The organism is Ruoffia sp. FAM 26255, from assembly GCF_045528525.1.
GTDB lineage: Bacteria > Bacillota > Bacilli > Lactobacillales > Aerococcaceae > Ruoffia > Ruoffia tabacinasalis.
The window spans coordinates 1-18,315 of sequence record NZ_JBGQQX010000024.1; the positions used below are offsets into that span (position 1 = coordinate 1).

19 protein-coding genes are annotated in these 18,315 nt (G+C 41.5%); 1 reads left to right on the top strand and 18 read right to left on the bottom strand.

Going from position 1 to position 18,315, the window contains the following annotated elements; genetic code table 11:
• Positions 1-415: 415 nt before the first annotated feature.
• The 4 genes from groL to ACEN31_RS06105 all read right to left on the bottom strand — a co-directional run bounded on the left by groL (position 416) and on the right by ACEN31_RS06105 (position 4,545).
• Positions 416-2,047 carry a chaperonin GroEL gene (gene groL / locus ACEN31_RS06090; RefSeq protein WP_407090701.1) on the bottom strand — a complete coding sequence of 544 codons (1,632 nt, stop codon included), beginning with the start codon at positions 2,045-2,047 and terminating at the stop codon, positions 416-418.
• Positions 2,048-2,074: 27 nt separating this feature from the next.
• Positions 2,075-2,341, bottom strand: coding sequence for a co-chaperone GroES (locus tag ACEN31_RS06095; protein ID WP_407094180.1), 267 nt, complete (start codon positions 2,339-2,341; stop codon positions 2,075-2,077).
• A gap of 155 nt (positions 2,342-2,496) precedes the next feature.
• Complete coding sequence (locus ACEN31_RS06100) at positions 2,497-3,159, bottom strand: redox-sensing transcriptional repressor Rex (RefSeq protein WP_407108943.1); 663 nt, start codon at positions 3,157-3,159, stop codon at positions 2,497-2,499.
• Positions 3,160-3,573: 414 nt separating this feature from the next.
• Positions 3,574-4,545 (bottom strand): nuclease-related domain-containing protein, encoded by a 972-nt coding sequence (locus tag ACEN31_RS06105; protein WP_407108944.1) that lies wholly within the window; start codon positions 4,543-4,545, stop codon positions 3,574-3,576.
• Between the two features lie 136 nt (positions 4,546-4,681).
• Between ACEN31_RS06105 and ACEN31_RS06110 the strand changes: the two genes are divergently transcribed.
• On the top strand, positions 4,682-6,652 hold the full coding sequence (locus ACEN31_RS06110; protein WP_407108945.1) for an ATP-binding cassette domain-containing protein: 1,971 nt from the start codon (positions 4,682-4,684) through the stop codon (positions 6,650-6,652).
• A gap of 287 nt (positions 6,653-6,939) precedes the next feature.
• Here ACEN31_RS06110 and ACEN31_RS06115 read toward each other — a convergent pair whose 3' ends face one another.
• The 14 genes from ACEN31_RS06115 to ACEN31_RS06180 all read right to left on the bottom strand — a co-directional run bounded on the left by ACEN31_RS06115 (position 6,940) and on the right by ACEN31_RS06180 (position 18,222).
• The gene (locus tag ACEN31_RS06115) at positions 6,940-7,620 is read right to left on the bottom strand and encodes a hypothetical protein (protein WP_407094178.1); all 681 of its coding nucleotides are present in this window, start codon (positions 7,618-7,620) and stop codon (positions 6,940-6,942) included.
• Between the two features lie 303 nt (positions 7,621-7,923).
• Positions 7,924-8,946 carry a tRNA (adenosine(37)-N6)-threonylcarbamoyltransferase complex transferase subunit TsaD gene (tsaD, locus tag ACEN31_RS06120; protein WP_407108946.1) on the bottom strand — a complete coding sequence of 341 codons (1,023 nt, stop codon included), beginning with the start codon at positions 8,944-8,946 and terminating at the stop codon, positions 7,924-7,926.
• Positions 8,943-9,353, bottom strand: a complete 411-nt coding sequence (rimI, locus tag ACEN31_RS06125; protein ID WP_407094175.1) for a ribosomal protein S18-alanine N-acetyltransferase — start codon at positions 9,351-9,353, stop codon at positions 8,943-8,945. The genes tsaD and rimI (ACEN31_RS06125) overlap by 4 nt, the downstream gene beginning before the upstream one ends.
• On the bottom strand, positions 9,346-9,918 hold the full coding sequence (gene rimI, locus ACEN31_RS06130) for a ribosomal protein S18-alanine N-acetyltransferase (RefSeq protein WP_407090707.1): 573 nt from the start codon (positions 9,916-9,918) through the stop codon (positions 9,346-9,348). Before rimI (ACEN31_RS06130) ends, rimI (ACEN31_RS06125) begins: the two co-directional genes overlap by 8 nt.
• A gap of 35 nt (positions 9,919-9,953) precedes the next feature.
• On the bottom strand, positions 9,954-10,712 hold the full coding sequence (gene tsaB / locus ACEN31_RS06135; RefSeq protein WP_407090708.1) for a tRNA (adenosine(37)-N6)-threonylcarbamoyltransferase complex dimerization subunit type 1 TsaB: 759 nt from the start codon (positions 10,710-10,712) through the stop codon (positions 9,954-9,956).
• 250 nt (positions 10,713-10,962) lie between these two features.
• The gene (locus ACEN31_RS06140; RefSeq protein WP_407108947.1) at positions 10,963-11,931 is read right to left on the bottom strand and encodes a nuclease-related domain-containing protein; all 969 of its coding nucleotides are present in this window, start codon (positions 11,929-11,931) and stop codon (positions 10,963-10,965) included.
• A gap of 309 nt (positions 11,932-12,240) precedes the next feature.
• Positions 12,241-12,717: an acyl-CoA thioesterase gene (locus ACEN31_RS06145; RefSeq protein WP_407108948.1), complete on the bottom strand. Its 477-nt coding sequence runs from the start codon at positions 12,715-12,717 to the stop codon at positions 12,241-12,243.
• 29 nt (positions 12,718-12,746) lie between these two features.
• Complete coding sequence (gene rbsK, locus ACEN31_RS06150; RefSeq protein WP_407108949.1) at positions 12,747-13,658, bottom strand: ribokinase; 912 nt, start codon at positions 13,656-13,658, stop codon at positions 12,747-12,749.
• A 302-nt stretch (positions 13,659-13,960) separates the two neighbouring features.
• Positions 13,961-14,638, bottom strand: a complete 678-nt coding sequence (locus ACEN31_RS06155; protein ID WP_407108950.1) for a YoaK family protein — start codon at positions 14,636-14,638, stop codon at positions 13,961-13,963.
• Between the two features lie 275 nt (positions 14,639-14,913).
• Positions 14,914-15,048, bottom strand: coding sequence for a hypothetical protein (locus ACEN31_RS06160; RefSeq protein WP_407094246.1), 135 nt, complete (start codon positions 15,046-15,048; stop codon positions 14,914-14,916).
• A 190-nt stretch (positions 15,049-15,238) separates the two neighbouring features.
• A complete protein-coding gene (locus tag ACEN31_RS06165; RefSeq protein ID WP_407089684.1) occupies positions 15,239-15,607 on the bottom strand; it encodes an iron chaperone in 369 nt (122 codons plus the stop codon).
• A 97-nt stretch (positions 15,608-15,704) separates the two neighbouring features.
• Positions 15,705-16,181, bottom strand: coding sequence for a hypothetical protein (locus tag ACEN31_RS06170; RefSeq protein WP_407089685.1), 477 nt, complete (start codon positions 16,179-16,181; stop codon positions 15,705-15,707).
• 81 nt (positions 16,182-16,262) lie between these two features.
• Positions 16,263-16,529, bottom strand: coding sequence for a hypothetical protein (locus tag ACEN31_RS06175; RefSeq protein ID WP_407089725.1), 267 nt, complete (start codon positions 16,527-16,529; stop codon positions 16,263-16,265).
• A 211-nt stretch (positions 16,530-16,740) separates the two neighbouring features.
• Positions 16,741-18,222, bottom strand: coding sequence for a carbon starvation protein A (locus ACEN31_RS06180; protein WP_407108951.1), 1,482 nt, complete (start codon positions 18,220-18,222; stop codon positions 16,741-16,743).
• Positions 18,223-18,315: the final 93 nt, after the last annotated feature.

Genomic DNA, 18,315 nt, shown 5'->3' on the forward strand with positions numbered 1-18,315 from the left:
ACGAAAATTGGGAAAATAACGCTCGGACATTCTTACAAGTGTAATGTGCATGATGACCAGATGATATAACTACATTGAGACTTTTACACAAGATTATGGACTTGACAGTCGAGTCGGATCACGACGCTACGGAAATTTAGTTGCGGGGCGTCGTGTGGTGGCACGACACTCCGTATTTTCATTTGCGGTACGTCGAGTCGGATCACGACGCTATGGAAATTTAGTTGCGGGGCGTCGTGTGGTGACACGACACTCCGTATTTTCATTTGCGGTACGTCGAGTCGGATCACGACGCCCCGCATTTTCAAGAAAGCTCACTGAAAACTCAAAAAACCTCCCAACCTACTTCATCACTGAGATAAAGTAAGCCGGGAGGCCATTTTATATTAAATTATCTTACTTCTTAAGCTTCAGCTTACATCATGCCTGGCATTCCGCCACCCATGCCGCCTCCGCCCATTCCCATGTCTGGTGTTTCTGATGGGATGTCTGCAACAACTGCTTCGGTTGTTAATAGTAATGCGGCAACTGAGGCTGCATTTTGTAGGGCTGTACGTGTTACTTTAGTTGGGTCTACGATACCAGCGTCGATCATGTTTTCGAATTGACCTGTGGCTGCGTTGTAGCCGATACCTTTGTCTGACGTACGGATTTGTGACACAACGACTGAACCTTCTGCGCCGGCATTTTCAGCGATTTGGCGAATTGGTTCTTCAAGTGCGCGAGCAACGATTGAGATTCCTGTTGCTTCGTCGCCTTCTGCTTCAAGTGCGTTCACTGCGTCTTGAACGTTCACAAGTGCAGTTCCCCCACCTGCTACGATACCTTCAGCAACTGCGGCACGTGTTGCGTTTAATGCATCTTCGATACGTAGTTTGATTTCTTTTTGTTCTGTTTCAGTTGCAGCACCGACTTTGATGACTGCTACTCCGCCACCTAATTTAGCTAGGCGTTCTTGTAATTTTTCACGGTCGAATTCACTTGTTGTTTCTTCGATTTGTCCGCGGATTAAGCCAACGCGGTTTTCGATTTGTTCTTTAGATCCAGCACCTTCAACGATGGTTGTGCTGTCTTTTGTTACTGAAACTTTACCAGCTGTACCTAAGTGGTCTGGTGTTGCATCTTTTAACTCAAAGCCTAATTCTTCTGAAATTACTGTTGCACCAGTCAGAATCGCTAAGTCTTCTAACATTGCTTTACGACGGTCACCAAATCCTGGTGCTTTAACGGCAACCACATTTAATGTTCCGCGTAATTTATTTAATACTAGTGTTGGTAATGCTTCGCCTTCAATATCTTCTGCGATAATTAATAATGGACGGCTTGTTTGCATAACACTTTCTAATAAAGGTAGTACATCTTGGATGTTTGTAATTTTACGGTCAGTAATTAATACATATGGGTTCTCTAAGTCTGCAACCATTTTTTCATTGTCAGTTACCATGTACTGAGATAAGTAACCACGGTCAAATTGCATTCCTTCAACCACTGATAATTCTGTATCAATCGATTGTGAATCTTCAATTGTGATGACACCATCTTGGCCAACTTTTTCCATTGCGTCAGCGATTAATTCCCCTACTTTTTCATCTCCTGAAGAAACTGATGCGACTTGTGCAATCGATTCTTTTGAAGAAACGGGTTGAGATAATGATTGTAAAGCTTCAACCGCTGCACGTGTTGCCATTTCGATTCCGCGACGGATGCCAACTGGGTTTGCACCTGAAGTCACATTTTTCATACCTTCACGAGCGATTGCTTGAGTTAATAATGTTGCGGTCGTTGTCCCGTCACCGGCGATGTCGTTCGTTTTTGAAGCGACTTCCATGACTAACTGTGCACCCATATTCTCGAAGCGATCTTCCAATTCGATCTCGCGAGCGATTGTTACACCATCATTTGTAATTGTTGGTGATCCAAATTGTTGATCTAATACTACATTACGCCCTTTTGGCCCTAATGTTACTTTAACTGTATCTGCTAAGATATCAACTCCACGTAGTAGAGCTGCACGTGCATCTTCTGAAAATCTTAAATCTTTTGCCATATAATATTCTCTCCTTTAAATTCGATATTATGCTAAGACTGCTAATAAATCTTTGTGTTCAATAATCATCAATGACTCATCGCCATGTTCAACTTCTGTTCCAGAATAATTCTTGAAGAACACTGTGTCGCCAACTTTAACGCCATCTTTTTCTTCGATCTCTGGTCCAATTGCCACAATTTCACCGTATTGTTCTTTTTCTTTGGCTGAACTTGGTAATACGAAACCACTTGCTGTCGTTTCTTCTGTTTCTGCCACTTTGATAACAACACGTTTTCCTAAAGGTTTAATCATATTATACCCTCCAAATGATTTTATTTTTATATTTAGCACTCGTTTTATTTGAGTGCTAATGGTTTAATCTTATAATAGTCTAAATTGGTCAAAAAATCAAGTCATAGAATTATCTTTTTCGAAAAAAAAGGCACACCTTTTGGCGTGCTTTACAATTATTTTTTTTCAAAATCAGAGAAATCCTCTGCATCATCCTTATTACTATCAATGAAGTAAATGAGTGTCTGTAGTTCATTCGTCAGGTCCACATTTTGAACACGAACGCTGCGCGGTACATCAAATCTAAGTGGCGTGAAGTTCATGATTCCTTTCACTCCCGCCTCGATAATTCGGTTCACAATATCCCCTGCGACGTCTTGTGGGACTGATAAAATAATAATTTCAATTTGTTGTTGTTCGATTTGCTCTTCCAATTCATCCATTGAATAAACTGGGACACCACGTTGAATTGTTCCAATTATGTCAGTATTTACATCAAACGCGGCTCCAATTCGAATATTGCTATTCTTCCGGAAATTATAGTTAATCAGTGCATTCCCCAAATTACCTACACCAACCAGCCCAACCGACGTTAAGCGATCTTGATTCAAAATACGCGAGAAAAAGTCTAATAAGTGATCCACATCGTAACCGTAACCACGTTTCCCCAATGCCCCAAAATATGAAAAGTCACGACGAATGGTCGCACTATCTACTTTTACAGCTTCACTTAATTCCGTTGAAGAAATGCGCTTTTTCCCTGCATGTTGCAAGAATCGTAAATACCTATGATAGATGGGTAATCTCAAGGCAGTCGCTTTTGGTATTTCTTTTGCCATAAATTGCCTCCTCCTAGGTTTATCTATATCTAATTTTTAAGTCATGCTCATTATAGCACTCCTTCACAAACTTTGTCCAAATGTAACCTTCGAGGGTTTACATTTATTGTGAATTCTGAGCCTATTTAGCCTAACTTTTATATTCTAATATATTTTATAGTGAGAATAAAGCTTTTTATGTGAAATACTGTGTAAAATAGTAATTAAATTCGAATATGGTGATGATTGTTTGTGAAAATTGGTGATTTTTGTCGGAAACGAGCACTCGAATTTTTTTCGAATGATCGTTTAGTCCGAATCGAGCACTCGAATTTTTTTCGAATGATCGTTCATTCCGAATCGAGCACTCGAATTCATTTCGAGTGCTTGTTTAGCCGGAATCGAGCACTCGAATTTTTTTCGAGTGCTCGTTTATCACGGAATATCCCGGAATCGGAATTTTAGATCATCAAATGCGTCTTCCATCCGCTTCATTGGGTTAATATAGTCAGCGGTCCGGCCGCGGCTATGTACTTTGAAATATTTCTTTAGGACGTGTCGGATTGTATTATGAATGCCTTTCGTATCTTGGTAATAGTTTAGGGTTCTTCGAGTCAGCGGCTGGTCATAGTCTAGGATTGCTAAGTCGCATAGGGTTCGCAACACTGCTTTTTCTTTTGACTCGCGGTAGCCACATGACCGGCAGACGACGTGATATCTTTCGGTTCCAACATCGATCTTGTGACCACCGCACCCGCAGCACACAATTCCTCGGTAGATCTGCGTTTTGTCAACATCTACTGGGCGCACTTTTGGGAATTTCCGGCGGCTCGCTCGCTTCATTAATTTTACCGCCACTTCTTCGGGGCGCCATTTTGCTCCGTAGGTTTCTTTTTCCAATTCTTTAAAATACTTCTTGATTTGCCACCGCTTTAAATACAAGCCTTCGGCGCGTGAATCTGAGATTTGGACGGTATCTTCTTCTTGAATGAAAACTAATTTTGTTTCGACTTCAGTCCGAATGCCCATTTCATCTAAAAGTGCTTCAAGAATTTCTCCCGCTCGTTTCATTTGGGTAAAGTAGTCTCTGGATAACTTCCACCCATTAGTGGTCCAAACGCCGTCGTGGTACTGATATTGGCTTAATAAATTTTTCACTTCAAACATGCGAATTGCGTTATTTGAAATAAGTAGTGCGTCAATTTGGGTTTCGCCGTAACGCATTTCAAAGGCTAGATCGGTCAGTAGTAGCATTTTGTTCGGCAAGACTTCGCTCACTATTTTCTCAAATTGAACTTCGCCTTGATACCCGCTTTGCATCTTTTCTAAGTGTCTTTGGTTCTCGCCGGTTAATTCGTATCTTTGAGACATAATTTCAAAATAAGCTAACTCGATTGATTTTTTCATTTTATATCACTCCTTAAAATTCCTTCTATATATAGATACGTAATTTAGGGCAGTTTCCATTTTATTATTTTATATTTTGTGAAATAGGAGTGTGTGGGCTATAATAATTAAGAGTTCAAATAGAAGGAGTCATCGAATGATTTTACTACAAGCTAATGACGTTGCGCGTCGCTTTGCTGATGTGACGCTGTATGAGAAAGTTTCATTTAATATCCAAACGAATGACCGCATTGCTCTTGTTGGGCGAAATGGTGCGGGAAAATCAACTTTAATAAGTCAAATTATGAAAACAGAACCGATTTCTGCAGGGGAAATTACACGCTCACGCGATTTGCGGGTGGGTTATTTAGAGCAGCATGTATCGATTGATTCAGACCGCTCGATTTGGGAGGAGATGTTACATGTCTTCTCGGATACCTTGGCCTTGCGCGAAAAGGCGGAGGTGGCAGCTGAGCGAGTGGCTGAGTTGAGTGAGGATTGGGAATCGAAGGAATATCAAAATGCCTTAAGTGCCTATGATCAGATTCAACAACAGTTGGCAGAATCGAACGCCTATGGGGTTGAGTCGGAAATTCGGACGGTCTTACATGGCTTTCAATTTTATGAGGAAGATTATGACCGCCCTGTTGAATCGCTATCGGGTGGGCAAAAAACTAGACTCGCTTTGGCGCGTATTTTGCTAATGTCTTATGATCTTTTGATCTTGGATGAGCCGACTAACCACTTGGATATGCAGACACTGAATTGGCTGGAGGGCTACTTGCGTGGTTACCGGGGTGCGCTGTTGATTGTATCGCATGACCGCTACTTTTTAAATCGGGTGGCCAATCAAGTCCTCGAGTTGCGTAACAATACGTTGCATACGTATAAAGGGAATTATGATTTTTATTTAAAAGAGAAAGCACTGCGCATGGAACAAGAGTGGAAAGCATACCAGAAGCAACAAATTGAGATTGAGAAATTGGAAGACTTTGTTGCAAAAAATATTGTCCGAGCGTCTACGACGAAACGTGCGCAGAGTCGCCGGAAAAAATTAGAAAAAATGGATCGTATCGAAAAACCGAAGCAAGATACAAAAGCACCGCGAATTGAGTTCAGTGCGAGTCGCGACAGCGGAAACCGTGTGATTGAAACGCGCGACTTGACGATTGGTTATGAAGAGCCGATTGCTAAAACTATAAATATGGACTTGCGTCGCCAAGATGCGATTGCGATTGTAGGGCCGAATGGGGTCGGAAAGACGACTTTCTTGAAGACCATTTTACAACAAATCCCTGCGCTTTCTGGGGAAGTTATTCTCGGAAGTAATGTCGACATTGGTTACTATGACCAAAATGTGAATCAGTTAGATGGAAATCAAACTGTGTTGGAGACGCTGTGGAAAGCGCACGATACAACCGATGAATGGAAAGTGCGTTCGATTTTAGGGAGTTTCTTGTTTAGTGGCGAGACGGTTGAGAAGAAAGTGTCGATGCTGAGTGGTGGTGAGAAGGCCCGCCTGAGCTTGGCACTGCTGGCGACCGATCATGACAATACTTTGTTATTAGATGAGCCGACCAACCACTTAGACATTGATAGTAAGGAAGTTCTGGAAGAAGCGCTAATTGATTACGACGGCACACTACTGTTCGTGTCGCACGACCGCTATTTTATTAACCGCATTGCGACCAACATTTTGGAAATATCACCTGATGGCGCGTCGCTCTATTTAGGTGATTATGATTACTATATTGAGAAAAAACGTGAGTTAGAGGAAATCGAAGCTTTACGTGAGCAGGATAGTCAGGACGAGGCCACTCCTAATAAAGAAATGTCTCAAAACCAGTTCACTTATGAAGAAACAAAAGCTTTGAAAAAGGACTTGCGGAAACTTCAAACTAAAGTCGATGAGGCAATGGCAGAAAGTGAAGCCATGGATGCCTTGATCACAAAGCTTGAAGCGGATATGATCAGGGCGAATGAAGCCAATGACCAACCTGAGTTAGCTGATTTGAATAAAAAATTGATTCAAGCCAACGAGCGTCAAACCAATGCGCTGGAAACTTGGGAAGAGGCAAGTATTGAACTTGAGGCTTTCATGGAAGAGCATCCGGAAATTGAGATTTAGATATAGTATGGGAAAAACACCAAACTTTGTGAGAAGTTTGGTGTTTTTTGTTGTGAGTTATTGGTTGCGGGGCGTCGTGAGTGAGCACGACGCTACGGAAATTGGCTTGCGGAGTGTCGTGAGCGTGCACGACGTTACGCATTTGGATTTGCGGTACGTCGCGGGCGTGCACGACACTCCGCATTTGGATTTGCGGTACGTCGCGGGCATGCACGGCACTCCGCAAATCCCGAAAATACTTCTAAGGTTATATTTTCCCAGAGGTTTTTTGGTTTCATTTTATAAAATTACGGGACAACCCAGCCTTTCACAATCCCCCGCGCTTGAAGTTGAGCAGCGGTTGCGCCTGCCTTATCGGCCATATGATTTTCCGCTTGGCTTGGGACAATATACTCATCAAGCAGGACTCGCGATTTTTCCACAAATCCGAGCTCAATGAAGCGCGGATCTGCGACTTGATATTGTGTCCCGATTCGCACAGCCTGGTTAACTTCATCGGAGAATCGCACCCAGGCCTGGCTCACAACATAATCGCTCCCGCCAATTCGAAAGACGTACCCGCCTTGTTGCGTCGCTCCTAAATATTCAACCGGCTCGCTGACAAACTTTTTCTCGTAAAAACCAACCGCTTCAAAGCCTTCATCAAAATACCCATCCCGGTAAGCCTTCATTTCCATAGCTTGGTACGGCATATCAATCATGAAAAATGTTCGTTTGAAGTTGCGAATTGCGGCAGTCTCTTTACTCGCTTGCTCAATTAAATCACCGTATTGAGAATATCCCCGAACAACTCCTACCCCAAATATTGTGAAAGCGATAAGGGTTAGAATGAGTATTATTTTTGGGATTAATAAATTAACATAATACAGACAGGAAACTAGTAAAATAGATAGAATAATTACGACTAATAAACCCCAAGCAAAATATCCATAATAAAATTGCTCCATCGCTATCCATTGTTCGTACATATTAGCCCCCTCTTGAATTTAGTTACTTTATTTTAATACATTCTGGATAAAAATTCTATTGGAACATGCGCTTGGCTAGTGGGTTTGGGCGTCGCGGATCGGCGCGATGAACTGCAAACATGGATACGGAGTGTCGTGAGTCAGCACGACACTACGGAAATTGGCTTGTGGAGTGTCGTGAGCAAGCGCGACGCTACGTATTCGAATTTGCGGTACGTCGCGACGCCTCTCGACGCCCCGCATGCTACAAAAAAAGGCCACTGAGGTTTATTTCCTCAGAGGCCTGTCCTATTCTTATTTTCCCTACTCACCTAACATCAAACCAGGGATAGCATTGATATCTAATTCACTGAAGTCTTTGTCTGCATACATATGATGTGCGCTGGCTCCGATCATCGCTGCATTATCTCCGCACAATTTTAAGGGTGGGATAATTAATTCTACTTCTGGAAATTCAGTCGCTAGGCGCGTTGACAACTCCCCGCGCAGTCCGGAGTTGGCTGCCACTCCCCCAGCTAAGATAAATTGGCAAACTTCTGGATGTTCGCGTAAAGCTTTGCTTGCTTTTTCTACCAACACTTCTACGGCTGCAGCTTGGAAGCTTGCAGCTAAGTCTTCAGGCACAATCTCATCGCCACGCTGTTTCGCGTTATGCACGATATTCATTACGGCACTTTTCATGCCGGAAAAGCTGAAGTCAAAATTGTCCTCGTGTATCATCGCACGCGGAATTGCGTATGCTTCAGAATTTCCTTTGCCGGCTAACTCGTCTAAATATTTTCCAGCGGGGTAAGGCAAGTCTAGAATCCGTCCCACTTTATCATAAGCTTCACCAACGGCGTCATCTTGCGTTTCACCAATAATTTCAAATGAAAATTCTTCTTTCATATAAACGAGTTCAGTATGTCCACCACTGACAATCAGCGCCATTAATGGAAACTTCAGCGGTTTAACCAATTGACTGGCATAAATATGACCCGCTAAATGGTTGACTGCGAGCAAGGGTTTGTTATACACCATCGCTAGCGATTTTCCAGCTGTCACCCCAACTAATAAAGCGCCCACGAGTCCGGGTCCTTGTGTAACCGCGATTGCGTCCATGTCTGCGACGCCATACCCACTTTCTTCCAAAGCCATATCAATCACTTGGGTAATTTGCTCCACATGGTGACGGCTCGCCACTTCGGGCACAACACCACCGAATCGCATGTGACTTTTTATTTGTGATGCAACGATATTTGATAAGATTTCTCGCCCGTCTCTAATGACCGCCACACTTGTCTCGTCACAACTTGTTTCAATAGCTAATATTAATGATTCACTCACTCGATCTCCTCCTTTCGCCAAAGCATATTCACCGCATCGTCCTGCGGATTTGAATAATAATTCTCTCTCACTGACACCAACTCAAACCCCACACTTTGATACAATTTTATCGCCACTTGGTGTTGGCTTCGCACCTCTAGAAAGGCACTGTCTACATCTTTTAAAGCCTTTTTCAATAAACTATTTCCTAAACGGCGCCCGCGAAATCGCGGATGCATGTACACGCGCAGGACTTCGAGTTCGCCGAACAACACTTGCCCAGCAACGTAACCTTGAATCGTGTTCCCGTCGCACAAAAACCAGTAGCGCATGAAGCGGTTTGTTAACTCACTTTCGAACTGTTCTGGGGTCCATCCAAAGTCATGTAAACTTTCCATAATAAAATTGCGCTCAATTTGTTTAAGCATTAGGCATCTCCCGTTTTAATAAAAAGGCTGTTTCTTTGTTGTCTGAATAATAATTTTCCTTGATGCCATGCTTCTTAAAATCTTGTCCGTAATATAAACTTTGCGCAATCGTGTTAGATTCGCGCACTTCGAGCGTAATTATTGGCACTTCTTCGATTTCAGCTAAGCGAATCCACAAGTCGAGTAATTTTGAGCCGAGTCTTTGGTTTTGATATTTTTCCCGGACTAATAAATGACTGATGTGCGCACCCTTTGCAAGAAACCGCCCTGAAATCATGGCTACGACCTCTTTATTGGTCGTATCTTCCACTAAAATATAGACGCAATACGGATTTCTTAACCAATCGTGTTCAAAATCTTGTTGAGTCCAGGCGTGGAAGCCTTTGTAGGCATCATTTTCCAATTCTATAAAAAGCGGTACGTCCTCAGCTTTCGCAAGTCGTATGCTAAAAGACTGGTCCGAACGGCTCCATAGAGGCTCTTCATCAATAATTGGCCTAATTCGGTCCATGATAATATGATTCACTTGCCTCGCATTTTGAATGCGTCTAATAAATTCTTGCATCACACTTACCTGCAACTTTCTATCAAAAAATTTAATCATTTAAAATCAATAAGTTCGTCTGGATTGAGAGTATCGCTGTCCGATTTCTCCGCCCACTCTTGTTCCGCCAAAGTCGCGTGTGCATAATTAGGTGCTAATAAGGTTGGCTCCTCAATTTGCGTCCAAGGGACTTTTCCAAAAGCGTGCACTGTATGTGGATAAGCGTTCCAGTCGTCGATAACTATGAGTTTAGTCGTCGGCAACTGACGGGTTGCCATTTCCACAAATTCATCAATGTCGGTCCCGATTAATGTTAGCTCACTGTTTGGGTTTATGTGTTTTTTAATTTTCGCTAAAAATTCTTCGAATTTTATATGTTGATCGTACTCAACGGCTTGTAAAACAGCTTGGTTATCATATTGATACAAAGCGGTATAAGCCGTCTGGCGCCGGGCATCCATAATTGGTAGGACAAAATCGGTCTGTTTTGAAGCCGATCCAGCCATTAAAGCCAGCGAGGAAACGCTATATAGAGGCAATTTCGTCGCGTTCGCCCATACTTTTGCGAAGGTCACACCGATGCGCAGTCCCGTGTATGAGCCCGGCCCGTTTCCGACAATAATTGCGTCAATATCACTCATTTTCCAATCGACTTGCTTTAAAATATTTTCAACCGCAGGTGCGAGTGTCTGGCCGTGCTGACGCTTGCCCAAGGTTGTGGTTGAGGCTTTTATAGTAAAATCCGTTGGCAACTCGCCCTCGGCTAAAGCCACGGACAGCGCCTTTGTTGATGAATCAAATGTAATGAATTTCATAATAACCTCCTTTAATCAATTTACGTGCATTCATATTATCATAATTCAGTCGCTCGTTCCATAATACGGGGTGAAATATGGAGTGGATATGAGCTTGCGGGGCGTCGTGAGATGGCACGACGGACCGCAAATCAGTTTCCGGAGCGTCGCGGGTCAGCACGATGAACCGTATTCGCGATTGCGTAGTGTCGCGAGGCGGTGCGACGCTACGCAAGTCAATTTACGGTGCGTCGCGCGACTTCACGACGCCCTATTTTGAATAATATCTAAATTCCTCATCTTTAAAGGCAAACTTCATTCGTTTTGCCGGGTTGACATAAGTTGATGCCTTCCCTTTTGAGTGTAATTCAAAATAGTTTCGTAAAGTCCGCTTAATAATATACTCCAGACTTGGTTCGCCAATAAATTCAGTCACCGAACTTTTCGTCAGTGGCCATTCGTGATACAAAACGCCATAATCACAAATCGTGCGCAGAACCGCTCTTTGTTTTGGTTCTTGGCGTCCGCAATTTTTACACAATATATGATAGCGTCGCGATATCACATCTACTCGCCAGCTATCACAATTTTCACACAGGATACCTCTCCGCGCTAAAGCGCGCAATTTCTTGTCCATCACATCGCTGACTAAATGCCCTTCAGTTGCTTTGCTCATTAAGTACTTTGCAACTTCTTTCGGATTCATCGAGCCTCCTCGGCTATCTTCAACCACTTTTTTCAAATATGATCGCAGTTCCCACCGCATTAAATATGGGCTGACATTTTCCTGGTCGAAAATTTTAACCGTATCGTCCTCATTGATAAACACCAGTTGCGATTCCATCGGCAAATACAGTCCATCATTTTGAATAATTTCCTCAAATATTTCTCCCGCTCGTTTGACTTGGGTAAAGAAATTGCGTGACAGTCGCTCACCTTTTCGGTACCAAAAGCCTTCTTTATAAGTATATTCGCTCAATAAATTTTTCACTTCAAATCGGTAAATCGCGTGTTCAGTAATTAAAACCGAATCAATTTGAGTAAATTTATAAGGCAATTTATAGAAAATGTCATTGAGTAATACAAAATGTTCGGGGAGATTTTCCCTCAGTATTTTAATAAAATCTAAGTGCCCTTCATAACCGACTTGTTGTCTGGCTAGTCTGTTTTTGACAGAAGTCGGTAGTTCGCATCTTTCATTTAAGCATTCATAAAATTGCAATTCAAACGGTTTGTCCATGTGTTTACCTCCAGTATATTTTTCTACTATATATACATACGTAAAAAATGGTCATTTCCATTATTTTATTTGCAGATTTTTGAAATAAATTTGGATTGAGCTGGTTAAGGTGCGTCGTGAGCTGGTACGACGTACCGCAAATCAGTTTCCGGAGCGTCGTGGGTGAGTACGATGAACCGTATTCGCGGATGCGGAGTGTCGTGAGTCAAAACGACGCTACGCAAGTCAATTTACGGAGTGTCGTGCCGGATCACGACGCCCCGCAATCAAATAAAAAAGCCAAAGCAGTTGTGCTTTGACTCTATTTTCTTATCCCAAAGGGAATTCAATTGAAATATTTTCTTGAAATTCACGATCTGCTAGGCGATCTTCTGAACGTTTCTTACGACGCTCAGCGTAACCTTTCATTATGTAGCGCTCTTCTTCAGTCTCCGCTTCAAGTTGCGGGATGTCTGGCGCATTTTCGTCCACGACCACAAATGTTAAAAAGGCTGTAGCAGCTAAATAGCGTTCCCCGGTTGCTAGATCCTCTCCGATGACTTTCGCGAAAATTTCTGCTGAGCGTTTGCCAACACCCGAGACGATCGTTTCGATGCACACCGAATTCGATACGGGTAATGGTTTAATAAAATTCAAAACATCCATCGATGCAGTTACACCAAGGGAACGCGTATGTCTTGTGAAACTAATCGCTGATACGTTATCAATCATGCGCATTAAATTTCCGCCGTAAAGTGTGTTGTGACGGTTCCCGTCGCTAGGCATAATCAAGTGCGTCTGCACCACACGTGAGTCACTTATTTTTTTAATTGTCATTATTTTTCTCCTCCAAATTTCCATTTTGTGTTAAATTCTTTATGTTCTCGCATTATTTCTAAGGTCGGCATCCCTGCTTGGGCGCCTTTTTTAGTGATTGAAAGCGAGCCAGCTAAATTCGCAAACTGCACACTCTCTTCTAAAGCCAAGCCTGAAGCTAATCCAAACGCTAGCGCCCCATTGAATGTGTCACCCGCACCAGTTGTGTCGACCACGTCCGGCACATCAACCGCCGGAATCCACTGATGTGATTTTCCGTCGAAGAAGACCGCTCCTTCAGCTCCTAAAGTGACGATAATTTTATTAGGATATTTTTGTAAAATATTTTCCATAGTCTCCTCGGGAAATAGCACCTTGAACTCGGATTCGTTCGGAGTCAGATAGTCTACTTTAGCAATGTAAGCTTCGCTCATTTCACGTGCGGGTGCAGGGTTGAGTATAATTGGCGTATCAACTTCATTACACATATCAATTAATTGCTCGATGGTTTCAACTGGTGTTTCATTTTGAACAAGCACAATATCAAAACTTTTCATGAGCTCTTTTGAAATATTTTCTGGCTTGACCTCATTGTTTGCCCCAGCAACGTAAATAATTGAGTTGTCTCGCTCAACTAAAGTGATGATCGCCGATCCGGAAGGCACACCGCTCACATTTTGAACTGCGTCTGTATTTATGTTTTCATTTTGTAAATTTGTCACTAAACGATCCGCGAACTCGTCATCGCCAACTGCACCAATCATTGATACATCGGCACTTAAACGCGCGGACGCCACTGCTTGGTTCGCACCTTTGCCGCCAAAACTTGTTTCAAATGAATCACCAAAAACCGTCTCACCTTGCTCAGGCCGGCGACTCGCCTCTACGACAAAATCCGTGGAAATACTGCCAACTACCCCTATTCTTACCATATAAAAACCTCTCTAACTTGCATTCTATACCTATTATACCAAGTATTACGGAAAAATATACGCCCAGAGCCTCGGAAAATAGAATATGACGACATGGTGCGGTGCATCGTGAACTCCCACGACGGTCCGGAAATGAGCTTGCGTAGCGTGGTGCTAACTCACGACGCTACGGAAAAGGATTTACGGTACGTCGCGCCAACTCACGACACTCCGGAAACTGGTTTGTGGTACGTCGCCCCAACTCACGACGCCCACAACCCTAAACCCAAATAAAAAAGACCTGCATTCGCAGGTCTTCCTCACTATTCCTTTTCTAAACTCTCTTTAATCATATCTTCTTTTAAGGTGAAATAATATAAGCCAATCGCAATATCAATCACGGCTGCGATCAATAGCACATTCCAATTTGTGTATAGATGAATGGCTGTCGCTGATACAGCGCCGATTAAGAAGCACAACAGATTCACAATGTGAAAGCGCAGTTTCCAGCGGTCTTCGGTTCCACCTCGGAGATTGCGTCCCAGCTCCACACCAATATCGGTCACTGTTCCAGTTAATATTGTTGTTCGAATGACCAAACCTTTATAGAAGACGAACATTCCATTTTGTAGGCCGAAACTAAAGGCAATATAAATAAGGAAATAGACTGATTGATAACCAAACCAGTTGAACAGTAATAAAATGACACCCATAATAATTAAATAATTTCCGTAATTTAATCGTGGTTGAAACCGGTCAGTTGGATAAAAATACCCTCCAACAGTTGCCCCTACTAAAAAACTGATCGACATGGAGGCCATATTTAACATCACATCATAATCTCCATGCGTAAACAGGATAGCAACTTTAGTCAAATTACCAGTATGTCCAGCAACTGATTGAGCAAATAATAAGAGCACCATCACATTCAGATAGCCGGCTATGAAGCGAAGCAACAATATCCAAATTGCCATCTTATAATTTATCTTATGTCTTTCCATTCTGCTCTCCCTTTAGATAAAGTAACGATTGTAATTCACTGCGGCTCTCGTTAAACTCGCATCATTATAAAAGTGACATTCTTGGACATTGGCTCAATTTCAGATGCGCCGTTTCGGTCTAAATACACTTTAACCCGTAAAGTGATTCCTTCGACAATATTTTCCCGCACAGAAATGCCGCCTCCGAGCGCAATTAATTCGGATTGATAATCACAGATAAATTATAAATCCCACGCAAGAAAGCTCATAAAGCCATCGATAATTTCTAATGCATTTCAATTACCCGCTTCAGCGATTTCAAATAGTTCAAGACCGTCTTTAATCTGTGCCTCAGCTTGGTTGGCTTTATTATGTTGCTTCATTTGGGAATACGTTGATGCGGCCTTACTTAATGTTGTTTCCGAATCCATTAACATATAGCCAAATTCACTCGCAAATAAGTTTCGCCCTCTTACAGTTGCCTATTCATTGCGACAGCTCCACCAATATCAAAAACTAACACACTCACTTCATCGGGCCTATCTTCTTGATAACACTTTTCTAAATCATTCTAAAACTGACTCCCCTATTAGTCAATATAAAAAAGACGCTAATCCTCGATTAACGCCAAAATTTTGTGTAACCGGCTTTGTCTTCGAGGTTGTATTTTATCAAGGTGTCAATTAATGAAAAGGGGGTTGGATCAGTCCACTTGATGTGAATAATATTATTCGTATGGCTGAGGCCAAGGGCTTCAATCTCTTCTTTGAACTCTTTGATTGGCTTCACTTCAGGCGCTAGGGAAATATGCCCCTTGGAATGGCTAAAACCTATTATATATGTACCTTCATTTGTAAACATTGGTTGATTCCACGCAATTCGCGTATTTAAATTTGGATAATGCTCTTTAACCCAGACTAGAATTTCAGTCAGCTTCTCTTTATGCTCAGGGTCTCCCATGGCATTCAAGTATTCTTCAAATGTTTCCACACCACCACTCCTTGTTATCTCTATAGATTAAGTATACTACAGTACGCAAAAAGCATCTAATCTCAGAGCCTACTCAGGATTAAATGCTTCTAATTTCTTACATGACCCGGTTCATCATCAATTGAATCATAATTGATACTACTAACATAAAGATTTCACCACTATAAGTCGCCAAGGCGAACTTTGGTTGTTTAAAGGTCGCGAAAGCTTTTTTAATTGAAATCGCAAAATATTTTGTGACGAAAAATAATAAAATCAGTAATAAAAATCCGTGTACGACATTATTTAACATAAATAAGGCAATCATTAATAGAGCAATGCTAGCGTAGAAAATATGCTGACTTTCCTCGTCTTGCACTTTATCCCATTTCAACTTAATTAAATAACCTGCTAGCGGTAATAAAAAGATGGCTAGCATTTGTAACGTCAGTACCGGAGTTGTTTGAAGTAAATCAACCATCGTGACCGACTGCATTGATGCGGTTATATTAATGTAGAAGAGGAATAAGAAAGGGGTAAGGCAAAATAATATTATCACACCATAAATCATACGATTCATTAATTTTTTCGACATAATCATAAGGTTCTCCTAACTTTCTTCGGATTCTAATTTTCGAACATAATTAAAATACTTTAAAAATAACATATTCGTAACTCAACTGACGGGTAGAAAAGATACCATCTCATCATTTTTATAAGGAATAGTAATTGTTTGAAAGTAAATCGTATACTTGGCAATGCGGGTAAGTAAGCGTGCTTGACTACTCGTAATCGCAATTATTAACACATCACTCTCATTCGCTGCTCGGCTGATCATCTCATTCTGAAAGAGAATGGCTAAAGAAAGAATAATACCTGCGAATGAAAATAATAAAACCGGAACGAACATCGCTCCTCCAAAACGCTGTATCTTTTGCATCATACTTACTCACTCCTTTTTTTATAATGTATATTTATATTAAGTGAAGTTCCCAGTTTAGGCAACCGCTTTCAATTAGTTTGGACCGGGTTCCATTGTCAGGTCACAGTTCCAGAAGATGGGAATTGTTGCGGGATGAATATAACTGGGATAAAAAAACCTACCAACATTTTAAAAATGTTAGTAGGTTACTTGAGTTTGTAATATATACTATCTACACTTTCCCCGATGAGAAGGTTCCAATTGGCAAGTGGTCGTTGACGATTTCTGAGTTTTCGTCCAGAGTACTGATCTGTTTAGTTCCTGCTTTCCTTAAGTACCAAAGGATAATCACGGATACGACTAAACCGACAAGATATGTCACTGGTGTTAAGCCTAGGTTAAAGCCGATTGGCTCACTTAAGATATACACTAGCACGGCATATAACATGAAGGCACCTGGCACTAGAGCAACAATATAGTTTCGATTTTTCAATCTTAAGTAACGTGTCGCAATAAATAATGCAATTACGGCTGTCACTTGGTTTGCCCAGTTAAAGTAGCGCCATAGTAAATTGAAGTCTACTAAAGTAAGCATGAATGATACGACGAAAATTGGAATAGTTAACATTAAGACTTTCTTAGTTGTATCTTGTTTCACATTGATGTAGTCCGAAATAATTCCGCGTAAGCTTCGGAAAGCTGATAGACCCGATGAAATTGGAAGAACAATCACACCAAAGATGGCTAAGGTCCCAAAGACATTACCTAATAACATCACTGATACTTCGTTCACAACTGCCGATGGTGTTCCTGAATTTATTAAGGCACTTAACGTTCCTGCATCGAATAAACTCATTGAAGCCGCTGCCCAAATCATTGCGATAACACCTTCTGCAATCATCATTCCATAGAAAATGTACCGACCTTGTGATTCTGATGTTGTTGTACGAGAAACCATTGGTGATTGAGTTGCATGGAAACCTGATAATGCTCCACATGAAATTGTAAAGAAAATCGCTGGGAACATTGGTACACCGTTATAGTCTTCTAAACGAATTGTTGATAAAGTTAACTCTGGCATTTGGTAGTTTCCAAAGATTAATGTTAAACCAATCGCAATTGTCGAGATAATTAAGATGGCTCCAAAGTATGGATATACTTTCCCCATTGCTTTATCAATTGGCAATAACGTTGAAATGACATAGTAAACAAAGATAAGTAACGTAATAATACCAATCGTTAAGAAATCAGGTGTTAAACTACTAATTAAGTTAGCTGGCGTTATTACGAATACCGTTCCTACTAATAGGAGTAATACAATTGAGAATAGGTTTACGATATGTTTGAAGTTTTTACCTAAGTAACGACTGGCTAACTCTGGTAAGTGAGCACCATCATTACGTAAAGAAATCATACCGATCATGTAATCGTGAACGGCTCCCCCGAAGATACAGCCGACAACAATCCATACATAAGCGATTGGCCCGTAGAGCGCTCCCATAATTGGACCAAAAATTGGCCCTGTCCCCGCAATATTTAATAATTGAATAATCGCATTTTTCGAACGAGACATTGGCACGAAATCCATGCCATCTTTTAATACTTCCGCAGGTGTTTTACGATCTGGAGCAATTTGAAAGTTCTTTTCAATAAATTTTCCGTAAGTAAAATACCCAATCACTAGTAAAGCAATACCACCTAATAAGGAAATCATCTTTTCCACTCCTTCTTTCTTTGTTAACTAAAATATACATTAAATAAGAAAGGATAGGGCTGTTTTGTGACCAAATGCACAATATTTTAAATG